18 protein-coding genes, 1 tRNA gene and 2 rRNA genes (1 of these 21 cut by a window edge) are annotated in these 18,586 nt (G+C 57.5%); 16 read left to right on the forward strand and 5 right to left on the reverse strand.

The genetic code is table 11. The annotated features are described in order from the left end of the window. The 11 genes from QQG91_RS01860 to QQG91_RS01910 form a co-directional block, all read left to right on the forward strand. Positions 1–1,668 (forward strand): 23S ribosomal RNA (locus tag QQG91_RS01860); it begins 1,160 nt to the left of the window's first position. A gap of 81 nt (positions 1,669–1,749) precedes the next feature. Further along, a 5S ribosomal RNA gene (gene rrf / locus QQG91_RS01865) occupies positions 1,750–1,864 on the forward strand. An 88-nt stretch (positions 1,865–1,952) separates the two neighbouring features. Next, positions 1,953–2,029 (forward strand) — tRNA-Met (locus tag QQG91_RS01870). A gap of 130 nt (positions 2,030–2,159) precedes the next feature. Further along, on the forward strand, positions 2,160–3,566 hold the full coding sequence (gene uxaC / locus QQG91_RS01875; RefSeq protein ID WP_285771285.1) for a glucuronate isomerase: 1,407 nt from the start codon (positions 2,160–2,162) through the stop codon (positions 3,564–3,566). 23 nt (positions 3,567–3,589) lie between these two features. After that, entirely contained in the window at positions 3,590–4,639 is a 1,050-nt protein-coding gene (locus QQG91_RS01880; protein WP_285771286.1) for a glycoside hydrolase family 88/105 protein, read from the forward strand. Further along, complete coding sequence (locus QQG91_RS01885) at positions 4,639–5,955, forward strand: pectinesterase family protein (RefSeq protein ID WP_285771287.1); 1,317 nt, start codon at positions 4,639–4,641, stop codon at positions 5,953–5,955. The genes QQG91_RS01880 and QQG91_RS01885 overlap by 1 nt, the downstream gene beginning before the upstream one ends. Positions 5,956–6,060: 105 nt before the next feature. Next, the gene (gene paaA / locus QQG91_RS01890) at positions 6,061–7,047 is read left to right on the forward strand and encodes a 1,2-phenylacetyl-CoA epoxidase subunit PaaA (protein ID WP_285771288.1); all 987 of its coding nucleotides are present in this window, start codon (positions 6,061–6,063) and stop codon (positions 7,045–7,047) included. A 9-nt stretch (positions 7,048–7,056) separates the two neighbouring features. Continuing rightward, entirely contained in the window at positions 7,057–7,341 is a 285-nt protein-coding gene (gene paaB / locus QQG91_RS01895) for a 1,2-phenylacetyl-CoA epoxidase subunit PaaB (RefSeq protein WP_285771289.1), read from the forward strand. Next, on the forward strand, positions 7,341–8,093 hold the full coding sequence (gene paaC / locus QQG91_RS01900; protein ID WP_285771290.1) for a 1,2-phenylacetyl-CoA epoxidase subunit PaaC: 753 nt from the start codon (positions 7,341–7,343) through the stop codon (positions 8,091–8,093). The genes paaB and paaC overlap by 1 nt, the downstream gene beginning before the upstream one ends. Continuing rightward, positions 8,093–8,545, forward strand: coding sequence for a 1,2-phenylacetyl-CoA epoxidase subunit PaaD (gene paaD / locus QQG91_RS01905; protein WP_285771291.1), 453 nt, complete (start codon positions 8,093–8,095; stop codon positions 8,543–8,545). Before paaC ends, paaD begins: the two co-directional genes overlap by 1 nt. 9 nt (positions 8,546–8,554) lie before the next feature. After that, a complete protein-coding gene (locus tag QQG91_RS01910) occupies positions 8,555–9,619 on the forward strand; it encodes a 2Fe-2S iron-sulfur cluster-binding protein (RefSeq protein ID WP_285771292.1) in 1,065 nt (354 codons plus the stop codon). On the opposite strand, the gene QQG91_RS01915 is transcribed toward QQG91_RS01910, so the two are convergent. From QQG91_RS01915 to paaG, 4 genes are read right to left on the reverse strand one after another with little or no spacing between them, the layout of a single operon-like run. After that, positions 9,616–10,188, reverse strand: coding sequence for a TetR/AcrR family transcriptional regulator (locus QQG91_RS01915; RefSeq protein WP_285771293.1), 573 nt, complete (start codon positions 10,186–10,188; stop codon positions 9,616–9,618). The two genes, QQG91_RS01910 and QQG91_RS01915, sit on opposite strands and share 4 nt — an antisense overlap. Further along, positions 10,188–11,498 (reverse strand): phenylacetate--CoA ligase PaaK, encoded by a 1,311-nt coding sequence (gene paaK, locus QQG91_RS01920; RefSeq protein ID WP_285771294.1) that lies wholly within the window; start codon positions 11,496–11,498, stop codon positions 10,188–10,190. Before paaK ends, QQG91_RS01915 begins: the two co-directional genes overlap by 1 nt. Further along, complete coding sequence (gene paaI, locus QQG91_RS01925) at positions 11,499–11,927, reverse strand: hydroxyphenylacetyl-CoA thioesterase PaaI (protein ID WP_285771295.1); 429 nt, start codon at positions 11,925–11,927, stop codon at positions 11,499–11,501. Then, positions 11,924–12,709 (reverse strand): 2-(1,2-epoxy-1,2-dihydrophenyl)acetyl-CoA isomerase PaaG, encoded by a 786-nt coding sequence (gene paaG / locus QQG91_RS01930; protein WP_285771296.1) that lies wholly within the window; start codon positions 12,707–12,709, stop codon positions 11,924–11,926. The genes paaI and paaG overlap by 4 nt, the downstream gene beginning before the upstream one ends. A 103-nt stretch (positions 12,710–12,812) precedes the next feature. Here paaG and paaZ point away from each other — a divergent pair, with 103 nt between their 5' ends. Then, entirely contained in the window at positions 12,813–14,840 is a 2,028-nt protein-coding gene (paaZ, locus tag QQG91_RS01935; protein ID WP_285771297.1) for a phenylacetic acid degradation bifunctional protein PaaZ, read from the forward strand. A gap of 31 nt (positions 14,841–14,871) precedes the next feature. Continuing rightward, a complete protein-coding gene (locus QQG91_RS01940) occupies positions 14,872–15,642 on the forward strand; it encodes a hypothetical protein (RefSeq protein WP_285771298.1) in 771 nt (256 codons plus the stop codon). On the opposite strand, the gene QQG91_RS01945 is transcribed toward QQG91_RS01940, so the two are convergent. Next, complete coding sequence (locus QQG91_RS01945) at positions 15,639–16,106, reverse strand: MarR family winged helix-turn-helix transcriptional regulator (RefSeq protein ID WP_285771299.1); 468 nt, start codon at positions 16,104–16,106, stop codon at positions 15,639–15,641. The two genes, QQG91_RS01940 and QQG91_RS01945, sit on opposite strands and share 4 nt — an antisense overlap. 99 nt (positions 16,107–16,205) lie before the next feature. Between QQG91_RS01945 and QQG91_RS01950 the strand changes: the two genes are divergently transcribed. Genes QQG91_RS01950 through maiA form a run of 3 tightly spaced genes read left to right on the forward strand, consistent with a single transcriptional unit; the run spans position 16,206 to position 18,573 of the window. Then, complete coding sequence (locus tag QQG91_RS01950) at positions 16,206–17,243, forward strand: cupin domain-containing protein (protein ID WP_285771300.1); 1,038 nt, start codon at positions 16,206–16,208, stop codon at positions 17,241–17,243. After that, positions 17,240–17,935, forward strand: a complete 696-nt coding sequence (locus QQG91_RS01955) for a fumarylacetoacetate hydrolase family protein (RefSeq protein ID WP_285771301.1) — start codon at positions 17,240–17,242, stop codon at positions 17,933–17,935. The genes QQG91_RS01950 and QQG91_RS01955 overlap by 4 nt, the downstream gene beginning before the upstream one ends. After that, positions 17,932–18,573: a maleylacetoacetate isomerase gene (gene maiA / locus QQG91_RS01960; RefSeq protein WP_285771302.1), complete on the forward strand. Its 642-nt coding sequence runs from the start codon at positions 17,932–17,934 to the stop codon at positions 18,571–18,573. The genes QQG91_RS01955 and maiA overlap by 4 nt, the downstream gene beginning before the upstream one ends. The last annotated feature ends 13 nt before the right edge of the window (positions 18,574–18,586 follow it).

Raw genomic sequence — 18,586 nt, forward strand, 5'->3', positions numbered from 1 at the left:
GGGGCTCAAGCCATGAGCCGAAGCTTAGGATGCACATATGTGCGTGGTAGCAGAGCGTGGTGTGATATAGTTCCACGCCTCCTTACTCACTTCGGTGGGATTGGAGGCAGGGAGCTTTCTGTGAAGCTGGCGCGTGAGCGATCCGGTGGAGAGATCACCAGTGAGAATGATGACATGAGTAGCGACAAAGAGGGTGAGAGACCCTCTCGCCGAAAGTCCAAGGGTTCCTGCTTAAAGCTAATCTGAGCAGGGTAAGCCGACCCCTAAGGCGAGGCCGAAAGGCGTAGTCGATGGGAATCAGGTTAATATTCCTGAGCCAGGAGGATGTGACGGATCTCGAAGATTGTTTGCCCTTATCGGATTGGGTGAGCCGTTTAGAGGTTCCTGGAAATAGCCCTCCATGAGATCGTACCCTAAACCGACACAGGTGGACTGGTAGAGAATACCAAGGCGCTTGAGAGAACGATGTTGAAGGAACTCGGCAAAATACCTCCGTAAGTTCGCGAGAAGGAGGCCCCGTTCGTAGGCAACTACGGGCGGGGGGCACAAACCAGGGGGTGGCGACTGTTTACTTAAAACACAGGGCTCTGCGAAGTCGTAAGACGACGTATAGGGTCTGACGCCTGCCCGGTGCCGGAAGGTTAAAAGGAGGAGTGCAAGCTCCGAATTGAAGCCCCGGTAAACGGCGGCCGTAACTATAACGGTCCTAAGGTAGCGAAATTCCTTGTCGGGTAAGTTCCGACCTGCACGAATGGCGTAACGACCTCCCCGCTGTCTCCAACATCGACTCAGCGAAATTGAATTGTGTGTCAAGATGCACACTTCCCGCGGTTAGACGGAAAGACCCCATGCACCTTTACTATAGCTTCGCACTGGCATCAGGTACAGCATGTGCAGGATAGGTGGTAGGCTTTGAAGCAGGGACGCCAGTCTCTGTGGAGCCTCCCTTGAGATACCACCCTTGCTCTGCTTGATGTCTAACCGCGGCCCGTTATCCGGGTCCGGGACCCTGCGTGGTGGGTAGTTTGACTGGGGCGGTCGCCTCCTAAACAGTAACGGAGGCGCGCGAAGGTTGGCTCAGAGCGGTCGGAAATCGCTCGTTGAGTGCAATGGCAGAAGCCAGCCTGACTGCAAGACTGACAAGTCGAGCAGAGACGAAAGTCGGCCATAGTGATCCGGTGGTCCCGAGTGGAAGGGCCATCGCTCAACGGATAAAAGGTACGCTGGGGATAACAGGCTGATGATGCCCAAGAGTCCATATCGACGGCATCGTTTGGCACCTCGATGTCGGCTCATCTCATCCTGGGGCTGGAGCAGGTCCCAAGGGTATGGCTGTTCGCCATTTAAAGAGGTACGTGAGCTGGGTTTAGAACGTCGTGAGACAGTTCGGTCCCTATCTTCCGTGGGTGTAGGATACTTGAGAGGAGTTGCCCCTAGTACGAGAGGACCGGGGTGAACGATCCACTGGTGGACCAGTTGTCGTGCCAACGGCAGTGCTGGGTAGCTATGATCGGACAGGATAACCGCTGAAGGCATCTAAGCGGGAAGCCCCCCTCAAAACAAGGTATCCCTGAGGACCGTGGTAGACCACCACGTCGATAGGCCGGAGATGTAAGCGCAGTAATGCGTTCAGTTGACCGGTACTAATGGTCCGATAGGCTTGATTTGATCCAGTAAAAGCAACGCTGCAAATCAAAAGCCATACACCAACAATGTGTACATGACTTGGAATTCTTGGTTCTTTCTCGGTCTGGTGGCTATAGCACGAGCAAAACACCCGATCCCTTTCCGAACTCGGCCGTTAAGTGCCGTCGCGCTGATGGTACTGCGTCTTAAGACGTGGGAGAGTAAGTCACCGCCAGACCTAGTAAGAACCAAAATTCTCTCTAAACGATAGCAAATCCCATCACATAACCCAGATGGGAAACAACTTAGCGCCAAGCTAAAAATGGCGCGGGATGGAGCAGCCCGGTAGCTCGTCAGGCTCATAACCTGAAGGTCGTAGGTTCAAATCCTACTCCCGCAACCAATCCTTAAGGCAATAGTAATTTAAAGCATGCTTGCCTCTCATAAAGGCAACTGGCCTGTTGACTTACTTTCTCGCTTACTAATATGCTAGACTGGCACTTTAAGGCCAACTCTAGCGAGCGAGATGAATTATGGCTCTTTTGGACGACGACAGGCTCTTTCCCATTGATCCGAGTGCCCGTTCGCTTGCGCGCGACCTCTATGCGCAGGTGCGTAATCTTCCCATCTTGAGCCCGCATGGCCATACCGACCCCCGTTGGTTCGCCGAGAATGAGGCCTTTCCCGACCCCGCACAGCTTTTTGTCGTGCCTGACCACTATGTTTTTCGGATGCTGCATTCCCAAGGTGTTCCGCTCGAGGCACTTGGCGTTCCGCGCGCCGATGGTGGAGCGACAGAACAGGATACCCGCAAGATTTGGCGCCTCTTTGCGCAGAATTTTCACCTGTTTCGGGGCACACCGTCCAGACTTTGGATCGAACATTCCTTTCAGGACGTGTTCGGGATCGAAACACGTCTCTCTGCCGAAACTGCGGATGAGATCTACGATCAGATAGCTGAAAAACTCATTCGACCAGAATTTCGGCCGCGCGCTCTGTTCGAGCGGTTCGACATCGAAGCGATTTCGACCACGGAGAGTGCGCTTGATGATCTTCGATGGCATCGGATGATCCGTGAAAGCGGGTGGCAGGGCCGCGTTATCACCGCATATCGCCCTGATGCTGTTGTCGATCCGGAGTTTGACGGTTTCGCGGAAAATGTTGCCCGCCTTGGCGAGTTGACGGGGGAAGATACCACGACATGGACCGGGTATCTGGCTGCACATCGTGCGCGTAGGGCGTTTTTCAAATCCTTTGGTGCCACGTCGACCGACCATGGTCATGCCACAGCGCGGACCGAGGACCTTGCTCAGGACGTTGCGGCACGGTTGTTCGACAAGGCACTCCGCGGCAAGTGCTCGGGCGAAGAGGCGGATATGTTCAGGGGCCATATGCTTACCGAAATGGCCCGTATGAGCCTTGATGACGGGCTCGTTCTCCAGATCCATCCGGGCTCATCGCGTAACCACTCTTCGACTGTCCATAGTCAGTTCGGTCGGGACAAAGGATATGACATCCCGACACGGACCGACTACGTCAATGCGCTGCGACCTCTCTTGAGCGCGGTTGGAGAGCGCTCCGATCTGACAGTGATCGTGTTCACGCTGGACGAGACTTCTTATGCCCGCGAACTTGCGCCCCTTGCAGGCGTTTATCCTGCTTTGCGGCTTGGTCCCCCTTGGTGGTTCCACGACAGTTATGAAGGCATGATGCGCTTTCGCGAGCAAGCTACCGAGACGGCAGGTTTCTATAACACAGTCGGATTCAATGATGACACCCGTGCTTTTTGCTCCATCCCCGCGCGCCATGATGTGGCGCGGCGGGTTGATTGTTCTTTCCTTGCCAATCTTGTGATGACGGGGCGGCTCCGAGAGGACGAGGCGCACGAGCTTGCTTACGATCTGACCTATCGACTTGCCAAAGAGGCTTATCGTCTTTGAATTTCCTGCAGATTAGGGAAAAAATGAAAGATTTTATCGCGCATTACGTGCAGCACCACCAACCCTATAAAGGCGGCGCGTGGTGCTATGAGGACGGCTGTATTTATCGTGGGCTGGAGCTTTTGCATATCGAAACGGGCGATCCGCTGTGGCTTGACCATTTACAGCGGCTTGTTGATGCACAGGTTGGCCCGACGGGAACGCTCAAGGGATACGTGCTTTCGGATTACAATATCGACAATGTTCTGTCAGGGCGCGCTCTGCTTTATCTCTACGACAAGACGGGCGCCGCGAAATACAAAGCCGCCGCGGATTTGCTGGCACGGCAGCTCAAGTCACATCCTCGAACCAACTCGGGCGTTTTCTGGCACAAGCTTCGGTATCCATGGCAAATCTGGCTCGACGGTCTTTATATGGGCCAACCGTTCAGGATCGCCTATGCGAAGCTGATCGGAGACGAGGCGGCCGTCGCAGACTCGCTCCGCCAGATCAATGTTGCGCTCGATGCGCTATTCGATGTGCAAACGGGGCTTTACAAACACGCCTTTGATGAAGCGAGAGAGCAGCCTTGGGCTGATCCGATTACTGGCCAGAACCAGGACTTCTGGGCGCGCGCCATTGGCTGGCTTGCGATGGCTCTCGTTGATGTCGCAGAGCTCACGGGCGAGGACTTTCTACCGCTGCGCGCACGCACGGTCGCACTCCTTGAAACGCTCAAGGCTTTGCGCACCTCTGACGGGCTTTGGTTGCAGGTGATCAACCGCCCCGATCTTGCCGACAATTACCAAGAAATGTCGGCGTCGGCGATGTTTACCTATGCGCTTTTGCGGGGCGAAAGGCTTGGCCTATGCAAAGCGCCTGAAGGACTTGCGCAGGTTTTGACCGAACTGGCGCTCAGACCGAAAAAAAACGGATACGAGATGATCGAGATTTGCCATGTTGCGGGGCTTGGGTGGTACGAAGATCGCTTTCGCGATGGAAGCGCAGCCTATTACCTGAGCGAAAAGCGGGTGAGCGATGATACCAAAGGCGTTGGCCCACTGATGATGGTTGCCGCACTGTCCGGTGTCTGATGCGTCCCGTCCTGACACCAGAGCAAGCACAGTTCTTCCGACGGGACGAGGTGCTGCGCTATACAGGAAAGGCGGGGGCGGATCGGCTTGACCCATGGTTCCCGCGCATCGGCGCGGCAAAGTCTCTCGCGCCCGATTTTGTCGTAGGACCCGAGAGCGACTTCCCCACAATTCAGGACGCGCTCAATCATATCGTCGATCTTCGTCATCCTCACCGACGTTTGGTCATCGGCGTGAAACCAGGACGCTACGAGGGGCTGGTCTATGTGCCTCGGGGTGTTGGAGCGCTGACCATCATCGGGTTGGGCACTGATCGTGAAGAAGTGCTCATTCATGAAAACATCGACGCCGAGATGACGGGTCGCGAATATCGCACGCGGTTTTCGCCACAGTTTGAGCAAGCACCAAAGGCCGTGCGCGAGATTTTTGAGCGGATCGGTGCGCGGGGTTTCATCACAACGGCGAATGCCTCGGTGATGAGAGTTGAGGCCGATGATTTTGAACTCATTAACCTGACGGTTCGCAACACGTATAATTGTGACCGAGATCAGGACGGCGCTTCGGACAAAAACGCGTTCGGCCAATTTGCCAAGGGCCAGCATCAAGCGGTCGCATTGCTCAGCGCAGGCGCGGATCGGTTTTTGGTCAAGTCCGTTCGGCTCAGGAGCTTTCAGGACACCTTGTATCTTCAGTCTCCGCAAAAAGGATGGACGGTTCGCAGTTGCCTGGTCGACTGCGATATCGAAGGGGATGTCGATTTCATATTCGGTCAATCTACAGCCTGGTTCGAAGGTTGCACGATCCGCTCTTTGGGGTCGCGCGCGCCCCAATCATGGGTCACAGCGCCAAGCACGGATATTCGCACCCGTTATGGCTTTGTCTTCGACACCTGCGAGTTTTGCCACGACGGGTCCGAAAGGGCGCTTCACGCCCAAATGAGTCTTGGGCGGCAGTGGTTCGAAGGGGTGCGGGCGACGCCCTATCCCGGCTCGACGATCGAGGGGTATCGCTGTGATCTTGGGCCGTTGTCGTCCTATGACGCTCCGTTCGGCAAGATCAGCAAGACCACGCTCGAATCTGTGGGCAAATGCGTTATCCAGAACTCACGGATCGGACGGCATATCAACACGGATCAGCCTTGGGATCATTGGGGTGGCAACAGCTGGCATCCCCGTTATCGCCCCGCTCAATACATCGCCCGAGATATGTTCCAGCATCTTGCGCCATGGCTGAAGGGGCAGGGGCTAAGCTATCAAGATATTGATCCTGATATGATTTTTCTTGCTGAATATAATAATGTCTCCTCTGATTTCTGAAAGTGTTACTGTTTTGAGAAAAATTTTAAAATATGTAACACAATAATTGAGCGGAAACGCATTTTGGTGTAAAACCTCTCCAGACATTGTTTCGGGGAGGAACGAATGTACGCACAAATGATCAAGTCAGAAGGTGGAAAAGATCCCTCGGAAATGACGCCCGACGAGGTTCATTTTCAGGCACGTATCGACGCGGGCGAAAAAATCGAGCCCAAGGATTGGATGCCCGAGGGGTATCGCAAAACCCTGATCCGTCAGATCGGTCAACACGCACATTCCGAAATCGTCGGTCAGCTGCCCGAGGGAAACTGGATCACTCGCGCCCCGACCCTTGAACGTAAAGCGATCCTTCTCGCCAAAGTTCAGGACGAAGCAGGGCATGGCCTTTATCTCTATTGCGCCGCCGAGACCCTTGGCGTGAGCCGTGATGACCTGACCGAACAGCTCCTTTCGGGACGGATGAAGTATTCGTCGATCTTCAATTACCCGACCCTGACATGGGCGGACGTTGGGGCCGTGGGCTGGCTTGTCGATGGCGCCGCGATCATGAACCAGGTGCCGCTCCAGCGGACCTCCTATGGCCCCTATAGCCGCGCTATGATCCGCATTTGCAAGGAAGAGTCCTTCCACCAGCGCCAAGGCTTCGACATCATGATGAAGATGGCGCAGGGCACACCCGAGCAAAAGCGGATGGCTCAGGACGCATTGAACCGCTTCTGGTATCCCTCGCTGATGATGTTTGGCCCTTCGGATGCCGAGTCCGTGCACTCGGCCCAGAACATGGCGTGGAAGATCAAGATCAACACCAATGACGAGTTGCGCCAGAAGTTCGTGGATCAAACCGTGCCGCAAGCCGAATACCTTGGCCTGACCGTTCCTGATCCCGACCTCAAATGGAATGAAGAACGCGGTCACTATGACTTTAGCGAGCCCGATTGGACCGAATTCTTCGACGTTCTCAACGGGAATGGCCCCTGCAACAACGAACGCATGGAAGCCCGCCAAGAGGCTTGGGCCGACGGTCAGTGGGTCCGTGATGGTTTGATGGCCCATGCCGCCAAGAAACGCGCCCGCAAAATGGCTGCGGAATAGGAGTTACCGATGAGCAATGAATGGCCCCTTTGGGAAGTCTTTATCCGCGGCCAGCATGGTTTGAGCCACCGTCACGTCGGCTCGCTCCACGCCCCTGACGCCGAGATGGCGATCAAGAATGCGCGCGATGTTTATACCCGCCGCAACGAAGGCGTGTCGATTTGGGTTGTTGAGGCCGCGAATATCGCGGCGTCCTCTCCGACGGAAAAAGGCCCGCTCTATGACCCGTCACGGAGCAAAGTCTATCGCCACCCCACCTTTTTCGACATTCCCGATGAAGTAGGGGCGATGTGATGTCGGCGTTTCTTGAATTCCTTCTTCGGATGGGTGACAACACCTTGGTTCTGGGACACCGCGTCTCGGAGTGGTGCGGCCACGCCCCGATCCTCGAAGAGGACATCGCGCTCGCCAACACTGCGCTGGACCTTATCGGCCAAACGCAAATGTGGCTCGGCCTTGCTGCCGAAGTCGAGGGCAAGGGCCGCACAGCTGATGATCTGGCCTATCGCCGCGATGTGATCGACTTTCGCAACTGCCTTTTGACCGAGCTGCCCAACCGCGACTTCGGCCATACCCTCATGCGCCAGTTCCTTTTCGATACGTGGCACAAGCTGATGCTGACCCGCCTGTGCGACAGCTCGGATGAGCGGGTGGCCGCCATCGCGATGAAGGCCCTCAAAGAGGTGAGCTATCATCTGGAGCGTTCTGCCGATACGGTGATCGGCCTTGGCGACGGCACGGAGGAAAGCCATGCGAAAATGCAGGCCGCTCTCAACCGTCTTTGGCCCTATGTCGGTGAAATGTTCGAAGCCGATCGTGTCGATGATCTGAATGCCCAAGAGGGCGTCACCGTAAACCCGAGCGAGCTCCGCGCGGACTACGACCGGATCGTTTCCGAAGTCATGGCTGAAGCCACTTTGCGAATCCCCGATAGCCGCTTTGCGCATCGTGGTGGCCGCGATGGGTCGCGTCATACGGAACACCTCGGGCATATGCTGGCCGTGATGCAGTTCCTGCCGCGCGCCTATCCGGATGCACGTTGGTAATGTCCGGGCTTGAACAGGTCTGGGCGCGTCTGCGCGAGGTTCCCGATCCTGAAATCCCCGTGATTTCTCTGGTCGATCTCGGGGTCATCCGTGACGTCGAACAGCGCGGCGCGGAAACTTGGGTCGTCGTCTCGCCCACCTATTCGGGATGTCCCGCGACCGCTGTGATCGAGAGCGATATTCGCAAGCACCTCTCCGAGCACGGGCTTGACGTCAAGATCGAGCGTCGCATTGCCCCGCCTTGGACCACCGACTGGATCACGGATGAAGGGCGCGCCGCGCTCAAGGCTTATGGCATCGCGCCTCCTTCCACCGCCAAGGGACCCGCGGAATGCCCCCACTGCGGCGGTCACGATCTCGAACGGGTGAGCCAGTTCGGCTCCACTCCTTGCAAGGCGCTTTGGCGGTGTAACGACTGCAAAGAGCCTTTCGATTATTTCAAATGTATCTAGGGAGCCTTCATGTCGCGCTTCTATCCGCTCAAAGTCACTGACGTTCAAAACACCATTCGCGACGCGATTGTGGTGACGCTCGATGCCCCCAAAGACGCGTTCGAGTTTATCCCCGGACAATACCTCACATTCCGCACGACCATAGAGGGCGTCGAAGTGCGCCGTTCCTATTCGATCTGTGCAGGGCGGTCCGAAGGCAAGCTTCAGGTCGGGATCAAACGGGTTGCGGGCGGCGCGTTTTCGTCATGGGCCAACGACAACCTCAAGCCCGGCGATATGATCGAAGCCATGCCGCCGATGGGGAACTTTCATGTTCCCTTGGGCGGGCCAGAGCGCAAGAATTACCTTGGTTTTGCGGGCGGCTCGGGGATCACGCCCGTTCTTTCGATCCTCAAAACGGTTCTCGAAGATGAACCGAGCAGCCATTTTACTTTGATCTATGCCAATCGCGCAGTGAACACGATCATGTTCCGCGAAGAGTTGGAGGATCTCAAGAACCGCTATCTTGGCCGCTTTACGGTGATCCATGTGCTTGAAACCGAAGCGCAGGACATCGATCTTTTCACGGGGCGCGTGGATGCGGACAAGTGCAAACAGCTCTTTGCGTCATGGGTGAACCTTTCCCATATCCGCACCGCTTTCATCTGCGGTCCCGAGCCGATGATGCTTACCATCGCCGAGAGCCTCAAGGACCATGGGCTCAGCGAAGAGCAGATCAAATTCGAACTCTTTGCAAGCAGCCAGCCCGGGCGTCTGCCCCAGCGCGTGGCCGAGGCTGCTGAAAAGGGGGATGCCACCTATGCGCTGTCGGTGACGATAGACGGGACAACCCGTTCGGTTGAGGCCAGTCGTGGCACCTCTGTGCTCGATGCGGCGCTTGGGGCAAATCTTGATGCGCCCTATGCCTGCAAAGGCGGCGTCTGTTCGACCTGCAAATGCCGCGTGATCGAAGGCGAGGTCGAGATGCTCACGAACCACGCGCTTGAGGATTACGAGGTGGAAAAGGGTTTTGTGCTTTCGTGCCAGTCCTATCCGCTCACCGACAAGGTCGTTGTGACCTATGACGAGCACTAAAGACGGGGGATGCCGCCGAGCACCAGCTTGGTGACCGTCGCGGCATAGGCATCGCGGGCGTTGTCATCGGCGCCTGCGTTCCACATGTAGAACCAATTCAGCATCCCGAAAATCGACATGGCGACCACATAGCTGTCGGCGACATCAAAGGCATCGAGCCTGTCGCGCACAAATCGGATAATGTCTTTCTGATAGGCCTTGAGCGGAAGCTGCCGCTCCAAGGGCAAAGAGCCGAGATCGTTGATCTGGACCTTGTGCATGTCATCCTCACCGCGATAGGCGCGTAGGATCGTCCTGATCGTTACCTCGAGAGCGACTTCAGGATCATCGGGGAGCGTTAACGAGCACACCGTTTCCTTCAGCTCCGAAAGATACTGATCCAGCATCGCAAAGAGCAGATCCTCTTTGTTTTTGTAGTAATGATAGATGTTCGCTTTGGACACGCCTGCCATCGCCGCGATGCCCGCCATGCCCGCCCCTGAATATCCTTCCGAGGCGAAAACATGTGCTGCCGCCTTCATGAGAAGGCGGCGTTTGATTTCATAGTCTTCGGCAATAGGGCGCGCCATCAGTCTTTGGTCCGATTGTCCACGACCCGCTTCGCTTTGCCTTCGGAGCGCGGTGCGCTGCCTGGGGTGCCGACGACGCATTCGGCGCTGACCCCCACAATATCCTTGATCCGCTTGGACAGTGCCTTGGACGCGGCGGCGCGGGACGCATCGTCCGCGGCATGGGGAAGCGCTTCGCAAATCACGCGCATTGCATCCATCCGGCCCGCAGTATGAAGTTCTATCTGGAAATGCGGGGCCAGTCCTTCGATCTTGAGAAGCTGCTCTTCGATCTGGGTCGGGAACACATTCACCCCGCGCAGAATGATCATGTCATCGCTGCGTCCCGTGATTTTCTCCATCCGCCGCATCGACCGCGCAGTTCCAGGAAGAAGGCGTGTCAGATCGCGCGTGCGATAGCGGATCATCGGAAGCCCCTCTTTGGTCAGCGTGGTGAACACGAGTTCGCCCATTTCGCCGTCCGCGCAGACCTCGCCGGTTTCGGGGTTGATGATCTCGGGATAGAAGTGATCCTCCCAGATGTGCAGCCCGTCTTTGGTTTCCACGCATTCGTTGGCAACGCCGGGGCCCATGATTTCCGAGAGCCCATAGATATCGACGGCATGCATATCAAAGGCGGCTTCGACCTCGGCGCGCATGGCATTGGTCCACGGTTCGGCCCCAAAGATACCGACCTGAAGACTGCATTCGCGCGGATCGCGACCCTCTTTGCGGTATTGTTCAAGGATATTGAGCATATAGCTCGGAGTGACCATGATGGTCTGGGGTTTGAAATCCTCGATCAACATGACCTGCCGTTCGGTCATCCCGCCCGAAACGGGAATGACTGTGCAGCCCAAACGTTCGGCCCCATAATGCGCACCAAGGCCGCCCGTAAAGAGGCCATAGCCATAGGCAACGTGCACCTTATCTCCGGGACGCGTTCCGCTTGCACGCATCGACCGCGCCACAAGATCCGCCCAGTTGGAAATGTCGTTCGCGGTATAACCGACGACGGTCGGTTTGCCTGTTGTTCCCGATGAGGCGTGAAGACGCGCGATCTTGTCCTGCGGCACTGCAAAGAGACCAAAGGGATAATTGTCCCTCAGGTCGGATTTGTAAGTGAACGGGAACTTAGCGAGATCAGCCAGAGACTCTAGGTCATCAGGATGCACGCCCGCCGCATCAAAGCGCTGGCGATACATCGGTACATTCTCATAGGCATGGCGCAGCGTCCATTTCATGCGCTCGAGTTGAAGCGCAGAAATCTCGTCGCGGCTTGCAATCTCGATAGGATCAAGGCTTTCGCGTGGGGGTGTGAGGTCGCGCATTTATTCATCCTCCTTGAACAATGTGCCTTCGATCGAGCGGGAAAACCCGCGAAATTCAGCGATGACTTTGCCGTCCTGATTGGCGACGGTGACGTCGTATATTCCCGAACGCCCTGCTTTCACCTCGACTGCGGTCGCGGTCAGACGATCGCCAAGCTTGCCGCGGGCGAGATAGGAAATCAGATTGTGCTGTGCGACCGTCACCTGATTTCGGCTGTTGCAGGCATAGGCAAATGCCGTATCAGCAAGGGCAAAGGTCATGCCCCCGTGCGTAATCCCGTGACCATTGCAATGTTGTTTCTCGACGGTCATCGACATGACAGCCGTGCCCTCACCAACGCTGTCGAGCGACATGCCCATCCAGCGCAGCGTCTCGTCGTTTTGCATCATTGCGGATGCGGATTTTTCGGCGCGCTCTTGCGGGGTCATTTGCCTTGGAACTCCGGTGCACGTTTATCGAGGAAGGAGGCGACGCCTTCGGCATAATCCGCACTCCGCCCGCATTCGCGCATCAACTCGGCTTCAAAGTCGAGATGATGGTCGAGGCTGTTCGTTTGGGCCGCGTCAATGGCACGCTTGGTCTGCGCATAACCAAAGGTCGGACCTGCAGCGAGGCGGGCGGCGAGCGCGCGGGCTTCGGTCATCAGGTCTTCGTCGGGAATGCATTTCCAGATCAGCCCCCAATCGGCGGCAGTTTGGGCGGTGATCGGCTCTGCGGTCATGGCGAGCGCTTTTGCGCGGGCCTCTCCGATAAGGCGGGTAAGCTGCCAGCTCCCACCTGTATCGGGGATAAGGCCGACTTTGCCAAAGGATTGGATGAATTTCGCGCTCGAGGCGGCAAGAACGATATCGCAGTTGATCGCAACGCTCGATCCCGCGCCCGCGGCGACGCCGTTCACGGCGCAAATGACAGGGGCGGGAAAGTTGCGGATGAGCCGCACGAGGGGCGCCCAGTAATTCCGGACCGTCTCGCCAAGGTCGGGTGGCGTGTCCATTTTCCGAGGATCGCGATCCCCAAGGTCTTGGCCTGCACAGAACCCACGTCCCGCACCCGTCAAGAGCACAGCGCGTTTGCCTGCCGCCCGCGCGGCCTCCAGCGCACCGCGAAGCTCGAGATGCATTTCTGCAGTGAAGCTGTTCAGGCGATCCGGTCTGTTGAGCGTAATTTCCACCCAATCGCCATGATCCTGCACGAGAACCAAATGAGTCATTGACGGCAGTCCTCCCAATCGTCGATAAGCAATATGTTGCATATGCCGAACGATCGGTCAATGAATAACCGAATCCATCTTGGCGGTTCTTTGGGAGGAAGAAATGACGGTTCAGAACATCCAGAGCTTTGTTGCTGGTCGTTGGCTTGACGCCGGTTCGCAAGCGCGAGAGGTCAAATCCGCCATTAACGGTCAGGTAATAGGCCTTGCTGGCGGGGATCTCGATGTCGAGGCGATGCTGGCGCATGCGCGGACCAAAGGTGGTCCCGCCCTTCGCAAGATGACATTCCACCAGCGCGCCAAGATGGTCAAAGCGCTGGCGCTCTATTTGAATGAGCGGAAAAGTGCACTATATGACATCTCGTTCGCGACGGGGGCGACGGCCACTGATCATATGATCGACGTGGACGGGGGCATCGGCACTATGTTCGTTTATGCCTCCAAGGGCCGTGTCGAGCTTCCTGATGATACCATTCTTCTGGACGGCGAGATCGAGCGTTTCGGTAAAGGCGGCACCTTTGTCGGTCAGCATGTCTATACCTCGCTCCAAGGGGTCGCGGTGCATATCAATGCTTTCAACTTCCCCGTCTGGGGTATGCTGGAAAAGCTCGCGCAGAGCCTTATCGCGGGCGTGCCTTCGATCGTGAAGCCCGCCACTGCGACCTGTCAGGTGACGGAAAGCTGCGTGCGCATGATGATCGAGTCGGGCCTCTTGCCTGATGGTGCGCTTCAGCTTGTGACGGGAGGTCTTGGCGACACGCTTGACCGTCTTGCCGCGCAGGATGTGGTGAGCTTTACGGGATCTGCCGACACAGCTCTCAAGCTCCGCTCCAATCCCAATATTCTCCGCAATTCCGTGCGCTTCTCGGCAGAGCAGGATAGCTTGAACGCTTCGATCCTTGGACCTGATGTTCAGGTTGGTTCCGAAGAGTTCGATCTCTTTATCAAAGAAGTGCACCGTGAAATGACCGTCAAAGCAGGTCAGAAGTGCACGGCAGTTCGCCGCATTATCACGCCCGAGGGGCTTGTCCAGCCGGTGATCGAGGCGCTCTCTGCGCGCCTTGCGAAAACGACGATCGGGGACCCCAAGGTCGAAGGCGTCCGTATGGGTGCGGTGGTTTCAGGCGACCAGCGCGAAGATGTCCTTGCCAAAGCTGCGATCATCGCGACCGAGGCAGAGCGTGTCTACGGCGGTCAGGATGGCTTGCAGGTTGTCGGTGCGGACGCTGAAGCGGGGGCTTTTGTGAACCCGACACTGTTCCACTGTGCTGACCCCGACAAGGCGGTGAAGCTTCACGAGACCGAGGCCTTTGGCCCTGTGTCCACCATTATGCCTTATCGCGATCTTGGTCACGCCATCGAACTTGCCAATCGTGGCGGCGGTAGCCTTGTTGCATCGGTCATTACCCGCGATGGCGCCGTTGCACGCGAAGTCGTGCAGGAAGCAGGCGCGTGGCATGGCCGTCTCTACTTCAACAATGCCGAGTCGATGAAGGACTCCACGGGTCACGGCTCGCCCATGCCGCATATGGTTCACGGCGGTCCTGGCCGTGCAGGCGGCGGCGAAGAGCTTGGCGGTATTCGCGGGGTAAAGCATTTTATGCAGCGCACCGCCGTTCAGGGGAGCGCAAACCTCATCACCGCGGTGGGCAAGCGCTGGGTCACTGGCGCGACCGAGATCACCAAGGACGCGCATCCCTTTACCCGCCAATGGGGCGAGCTGGAGCTGGGTGAGACGTTCAACTCGCCTTTGCGCACGATCACGATGGACGATATCGAGCATTTCGCGCAGTTCACAGGCGACACCTTCTACGCCCACATGGACGAGGATGCAGCCAAGCGGAACCCGTTCTTCCCCGATCGCGTTGCCCATGGGTATCTCTTGCTGTCCTTTGCAGCGGGGCTCTTTGTGGAGCCGAACGAAGGCCCTGTTCTCGCGAATACGGGTCTCGAGAACCTCTCGTTCCAGAAACCTGTCACGGCAGGCGAGGCGATCAAAGTCCGCCTCACGGTCAAGGGCAAGCACCCGCGGAATGCCGAATACGCAGAAGTGCGCTGGAATGTGACGATCACCAATCAGGATGACGAACAGGTCGCGGAATATGATCTTCTGACCATGGTTGCGCACTAGAACATCCGGCCGAGGCGGGTATAACTCTGGCATGACCAGAGCACCCGCCTTTGCCACGCTTGCCGAACCCTTCCTTGATCCCGCCGACATCAAGGTCTGGTCCGTGCTCGTGACGATCATCGGGGATATCGCGCCCGAGTCTGCAATCGGCGGTCCGATCCTCACCGCTTTGATCGAGAGCATGGGGCTCCAACCCCAAGCTATGCGCGTCGCGCTCCACCGTCTCAAGCGGGATGGCTGGGTCGAGAGCGAAAAGATCGGGCGGGTCGGGTTTTACCGAATGAGCAGGGCGGCGACTTCGACCACATTTGCGGTTAGCCCGCGCGTCTATGCGCCCCGCGTCGAACCGATGACTTTGGCGCGCTTGGTCGTCGGAAACCCGCTAGAGACCGAGCCAACGGATCAGGGCTTTGCGATTGCGTCCAATGTTGTCTTGCTCCCGCCTGAACAGGATGTCCGCGATCTCTTGGCGACAACCGTCGAAGTCCATGCGCTTCCTGAATGGGTCATTTCGAAAATCAGGGAAAGCGCCTGCTTTACCGATTGCGCCAAACTTGCTGCGGATCTCGCGGTTTTTCGCGAAAGCGTCAGTCCTGACGCGCTGGGCTTGATTGAGAGAACGGCCCTTCGCATTCTCGTTTTGCACCGCTGGCGACGGCTTGCCTTGCGCATGGACCCCTTGGCCGAAGCGATGTCGGGCGCGGACCAGCCCCCGGCGCTCTGCCGCGCGCGGGTCGCCGAGTGTCTGGAGCTGCTCGACCGTCCAACCTTGCAGGATCTCGCCGAGGCCACGGGTCTCTAGGGCGCCTTGGGAAGGATGAGCGGCGCGCGGCTGAGATCGTTCGCTGCTTCGGCAACCTTGGCGGCAAGCGCGATAAAGGTTTCTTGTTCTTCTTGGCTCAGTCCCGTCAGAATGCTCTGCTGGAGATTGCGAACGACGGGAAGGGCGCGGCCAAGCACCTCTTTGCCGTCTTCTGTGATCCAGACAAGCCGTGCGCGGCGGTCGTTCGGGTTGGTTTCGCGTCGGATCAATCCGCGGCTTTCGAGGCGATCAAGAACGCTGCCTGTCGTTGGGCGATCATAGGCAATCAGTCCTGCGACCGTTGCCTGATCAACGCCGTCGTTCTCGGCAAGCGCGGCAAGAACCGCGAACTGGACAGAGGTGAGCTCCAACCCTGCCGCTTTGGTTTCGTCCTGGAATATGGACAGCGAGATCTGGTTCAAACGCCGGATCAGGTTGCCGGGCATCATATAAATTTCGGTCATCTTCACCTCTTGCGGCATACAATCGTCCGAATGAAAGAATTTGACAAGCATACTTATGATAAGCATGCTAACTATAAATCGACTCAAGGGGAGGATATGATGTCGACGCAACTTGGCACGCTCGAAGAGCTTCCGCAGGATTACAGGGACGACATGGCCGCCGCCGGTGTCGCGCCACTTTGGCCGATGATGCGCAATGTGCTGCCGCACGGAGCGCCGCGTCCCGTGACCAAGCCCGGGCATTGGGAGTTTGCGGCGCTTCGTCCGCTCCTCATGCGTGCGGGCGAGCTGACGCCCGTCGAAAAGGCCGAGCGCCGTGTTCTCGTTCTCTCTGACCCCGGTCGTGGGACGGGCGCGATGCAGGCCACTTCGTCGATCTATCTGGGAATGCAACTCCTGCTCCCCGGCGAAACGGCTCCCGCCCACGTGCACACGCCGTCCGCTGTTCGGATCATCGTCGAGGGGACAGGCGGTTACACAGTCGTGGACGGTGAAAAACTCCCGATGGAAGAGGGTGATCTTGTTCTGACGCCTGGTGGCGAGTGGCACGACCACGGGCATGAGGGAACGGAGCCCGTGATCTGGCTGGACGCACTTGATCTGCCGCTTTTCGTCTATCTCGAAGGGTCTTACGCTGAAGAAGGCCCGCTTCAGGCACAGCGGAACCGCCCCGATGCCTCTCAGGTCGAATATCTAGCCTCGGGCCTTGCACCGAGCCGCAAGCACGGAGCAGGGGTGCGCCGCTATCCTATGATGCGCTATCCTTGGAAGCGCACAAAGGAAGCGCTGCGCGAGCTCGTGAAATACAACGGCGGCGATGTGGCCGAACTCGACTACGTGAACCCCGAAACGGGAGCGGACGTGCTCCCGACCATGGGCTTTACCGCGATGATGCTGACCAAAGGGGCGAAGGAAGAGCCTTCCTTGCGCTCGTCTTCTGCGGCGTTCCATGTGATCGGCGGCAAAGGTCGCACCATCGTCAACGACAGGGTGATCGAATGGGGTCCCAAGGACACCTTTACCGCACCTGTCTTTGCAAAGATCACCCATCAGGCCGACGAAGACGCCTATCTCATTCGCGTTCACGATCGCCCGCTTCAGGAAAAACTTGGTTACTACGAGGAACGCAGCCGATGACCGATATGCTTTTCGAACTTCCCGCCACGCCGTCCATTCCCGTAAAGGGCGAGAAGGCGGAATATCCCGTCGGTCGCATTTTCTGCGTCGGTCGGAACTATGCGGCACATGCGGCGGAAATGGGCGTCGAAGTCGATCGTGAGGCGCCGTTCTACTTCACCAAGACGCCGACCGCGGCGATCCTTTCGGGTTCGACCATCGCTTATCCTTCGGGCACCGAGAACTATCACTACGAAATGGAGCTGGCTCTCGTCATCGGCAAAGACGGGTTTCGGGTCTCCAAGGACGAAGCAATGGCCCTCATCTACGGCTATTGCTGCGCGCTCGATATGACCCGTCGCGATCTTCAGCTCGTCGCGCGGTCCAAGCAGCGTCCTTGGGATCTTGGCAAGGACGTCGAGCAATCGGCGGTCTTTTCCACGATCACGAAAGCCTCGGAGTTTGAAGTGACGGAGCAGCGCATCCATCTCGAAGTGAACGGCGAGGTCAAGCAGAACTCCAACCTGTCGCTTCTGATTCATGACGTCAGCGCTGTGGTCTCGGATCTCTCGAAATACTATCACCTTCGCGCAGGCGACGTGATCCTCACAGGCACACCCGAAGGTGTGGGTCCTGTGGTTGCTGGTGACAAGATCACAGGCGGCATCGACGGACTTGATCCGATCGCGCTGACCATCGGGGCGGCGGAATGATCTATCACGGCTATTTCCGAAGCTCGTCCTCTTATCGGCTTCGCATCGCCTTTGGTCTCAAGGGGATCGATCCCGAGTTCCGCTCGGTCCATCTTGTTCGGAACGGCGGTGAGCAAAAATCCCAAGCCTATCGGGCGCTCAATCCCCAAGGGTTGGTGCCCACGGTAGAGCATGAAGGCGAGGTTTTTACCCAGTCGCCCGCCATTCTCGAGTGGCTCGATGAACAGTTCCCCGATCCAAAGCTTTTGCCCGAGGATGCGACGCTGCGTGCGCATGTCCGCGCCTTTTGTAACGTGATCGCCTGCGAGATCCATCCGCTCCAGAACCTGCGTGTGCTTCAATATCTCGAAGCCAACTACGGTCAGGCGCTCGAGGGCAAAGAGGCATGGTGCCAGCGTTGGATCGGCGATGGTCTTGCCACTTGCGAAGCGCTTCTCGCGAAGCGTCCGCAAGCCGATTTCTGCTTTGGCGACACTCCGGGGATGGCGGATATCTATCTGGTTCCCCAGATTTTTTCTGCGGCCCGCTTCAAAGTGGACCTTTCGGCCATGCCGAACCTGCGCCGCATTTACGCCAACTGTGAAGCGCTTCCGGCTTTTGCCGATGCGCACCCATCCAAACAGCCTGACGCCGAATAGGGCAGCGCGGGGG

The organism is Marivivens sp. LCG002 (genome assembly GCF_030264275.1).
GTDB lineage: Bacteria > Pseudomonadota > Alphaproteobacteria > Rhodobacterales > Rhodobacteraceae > Marivivens.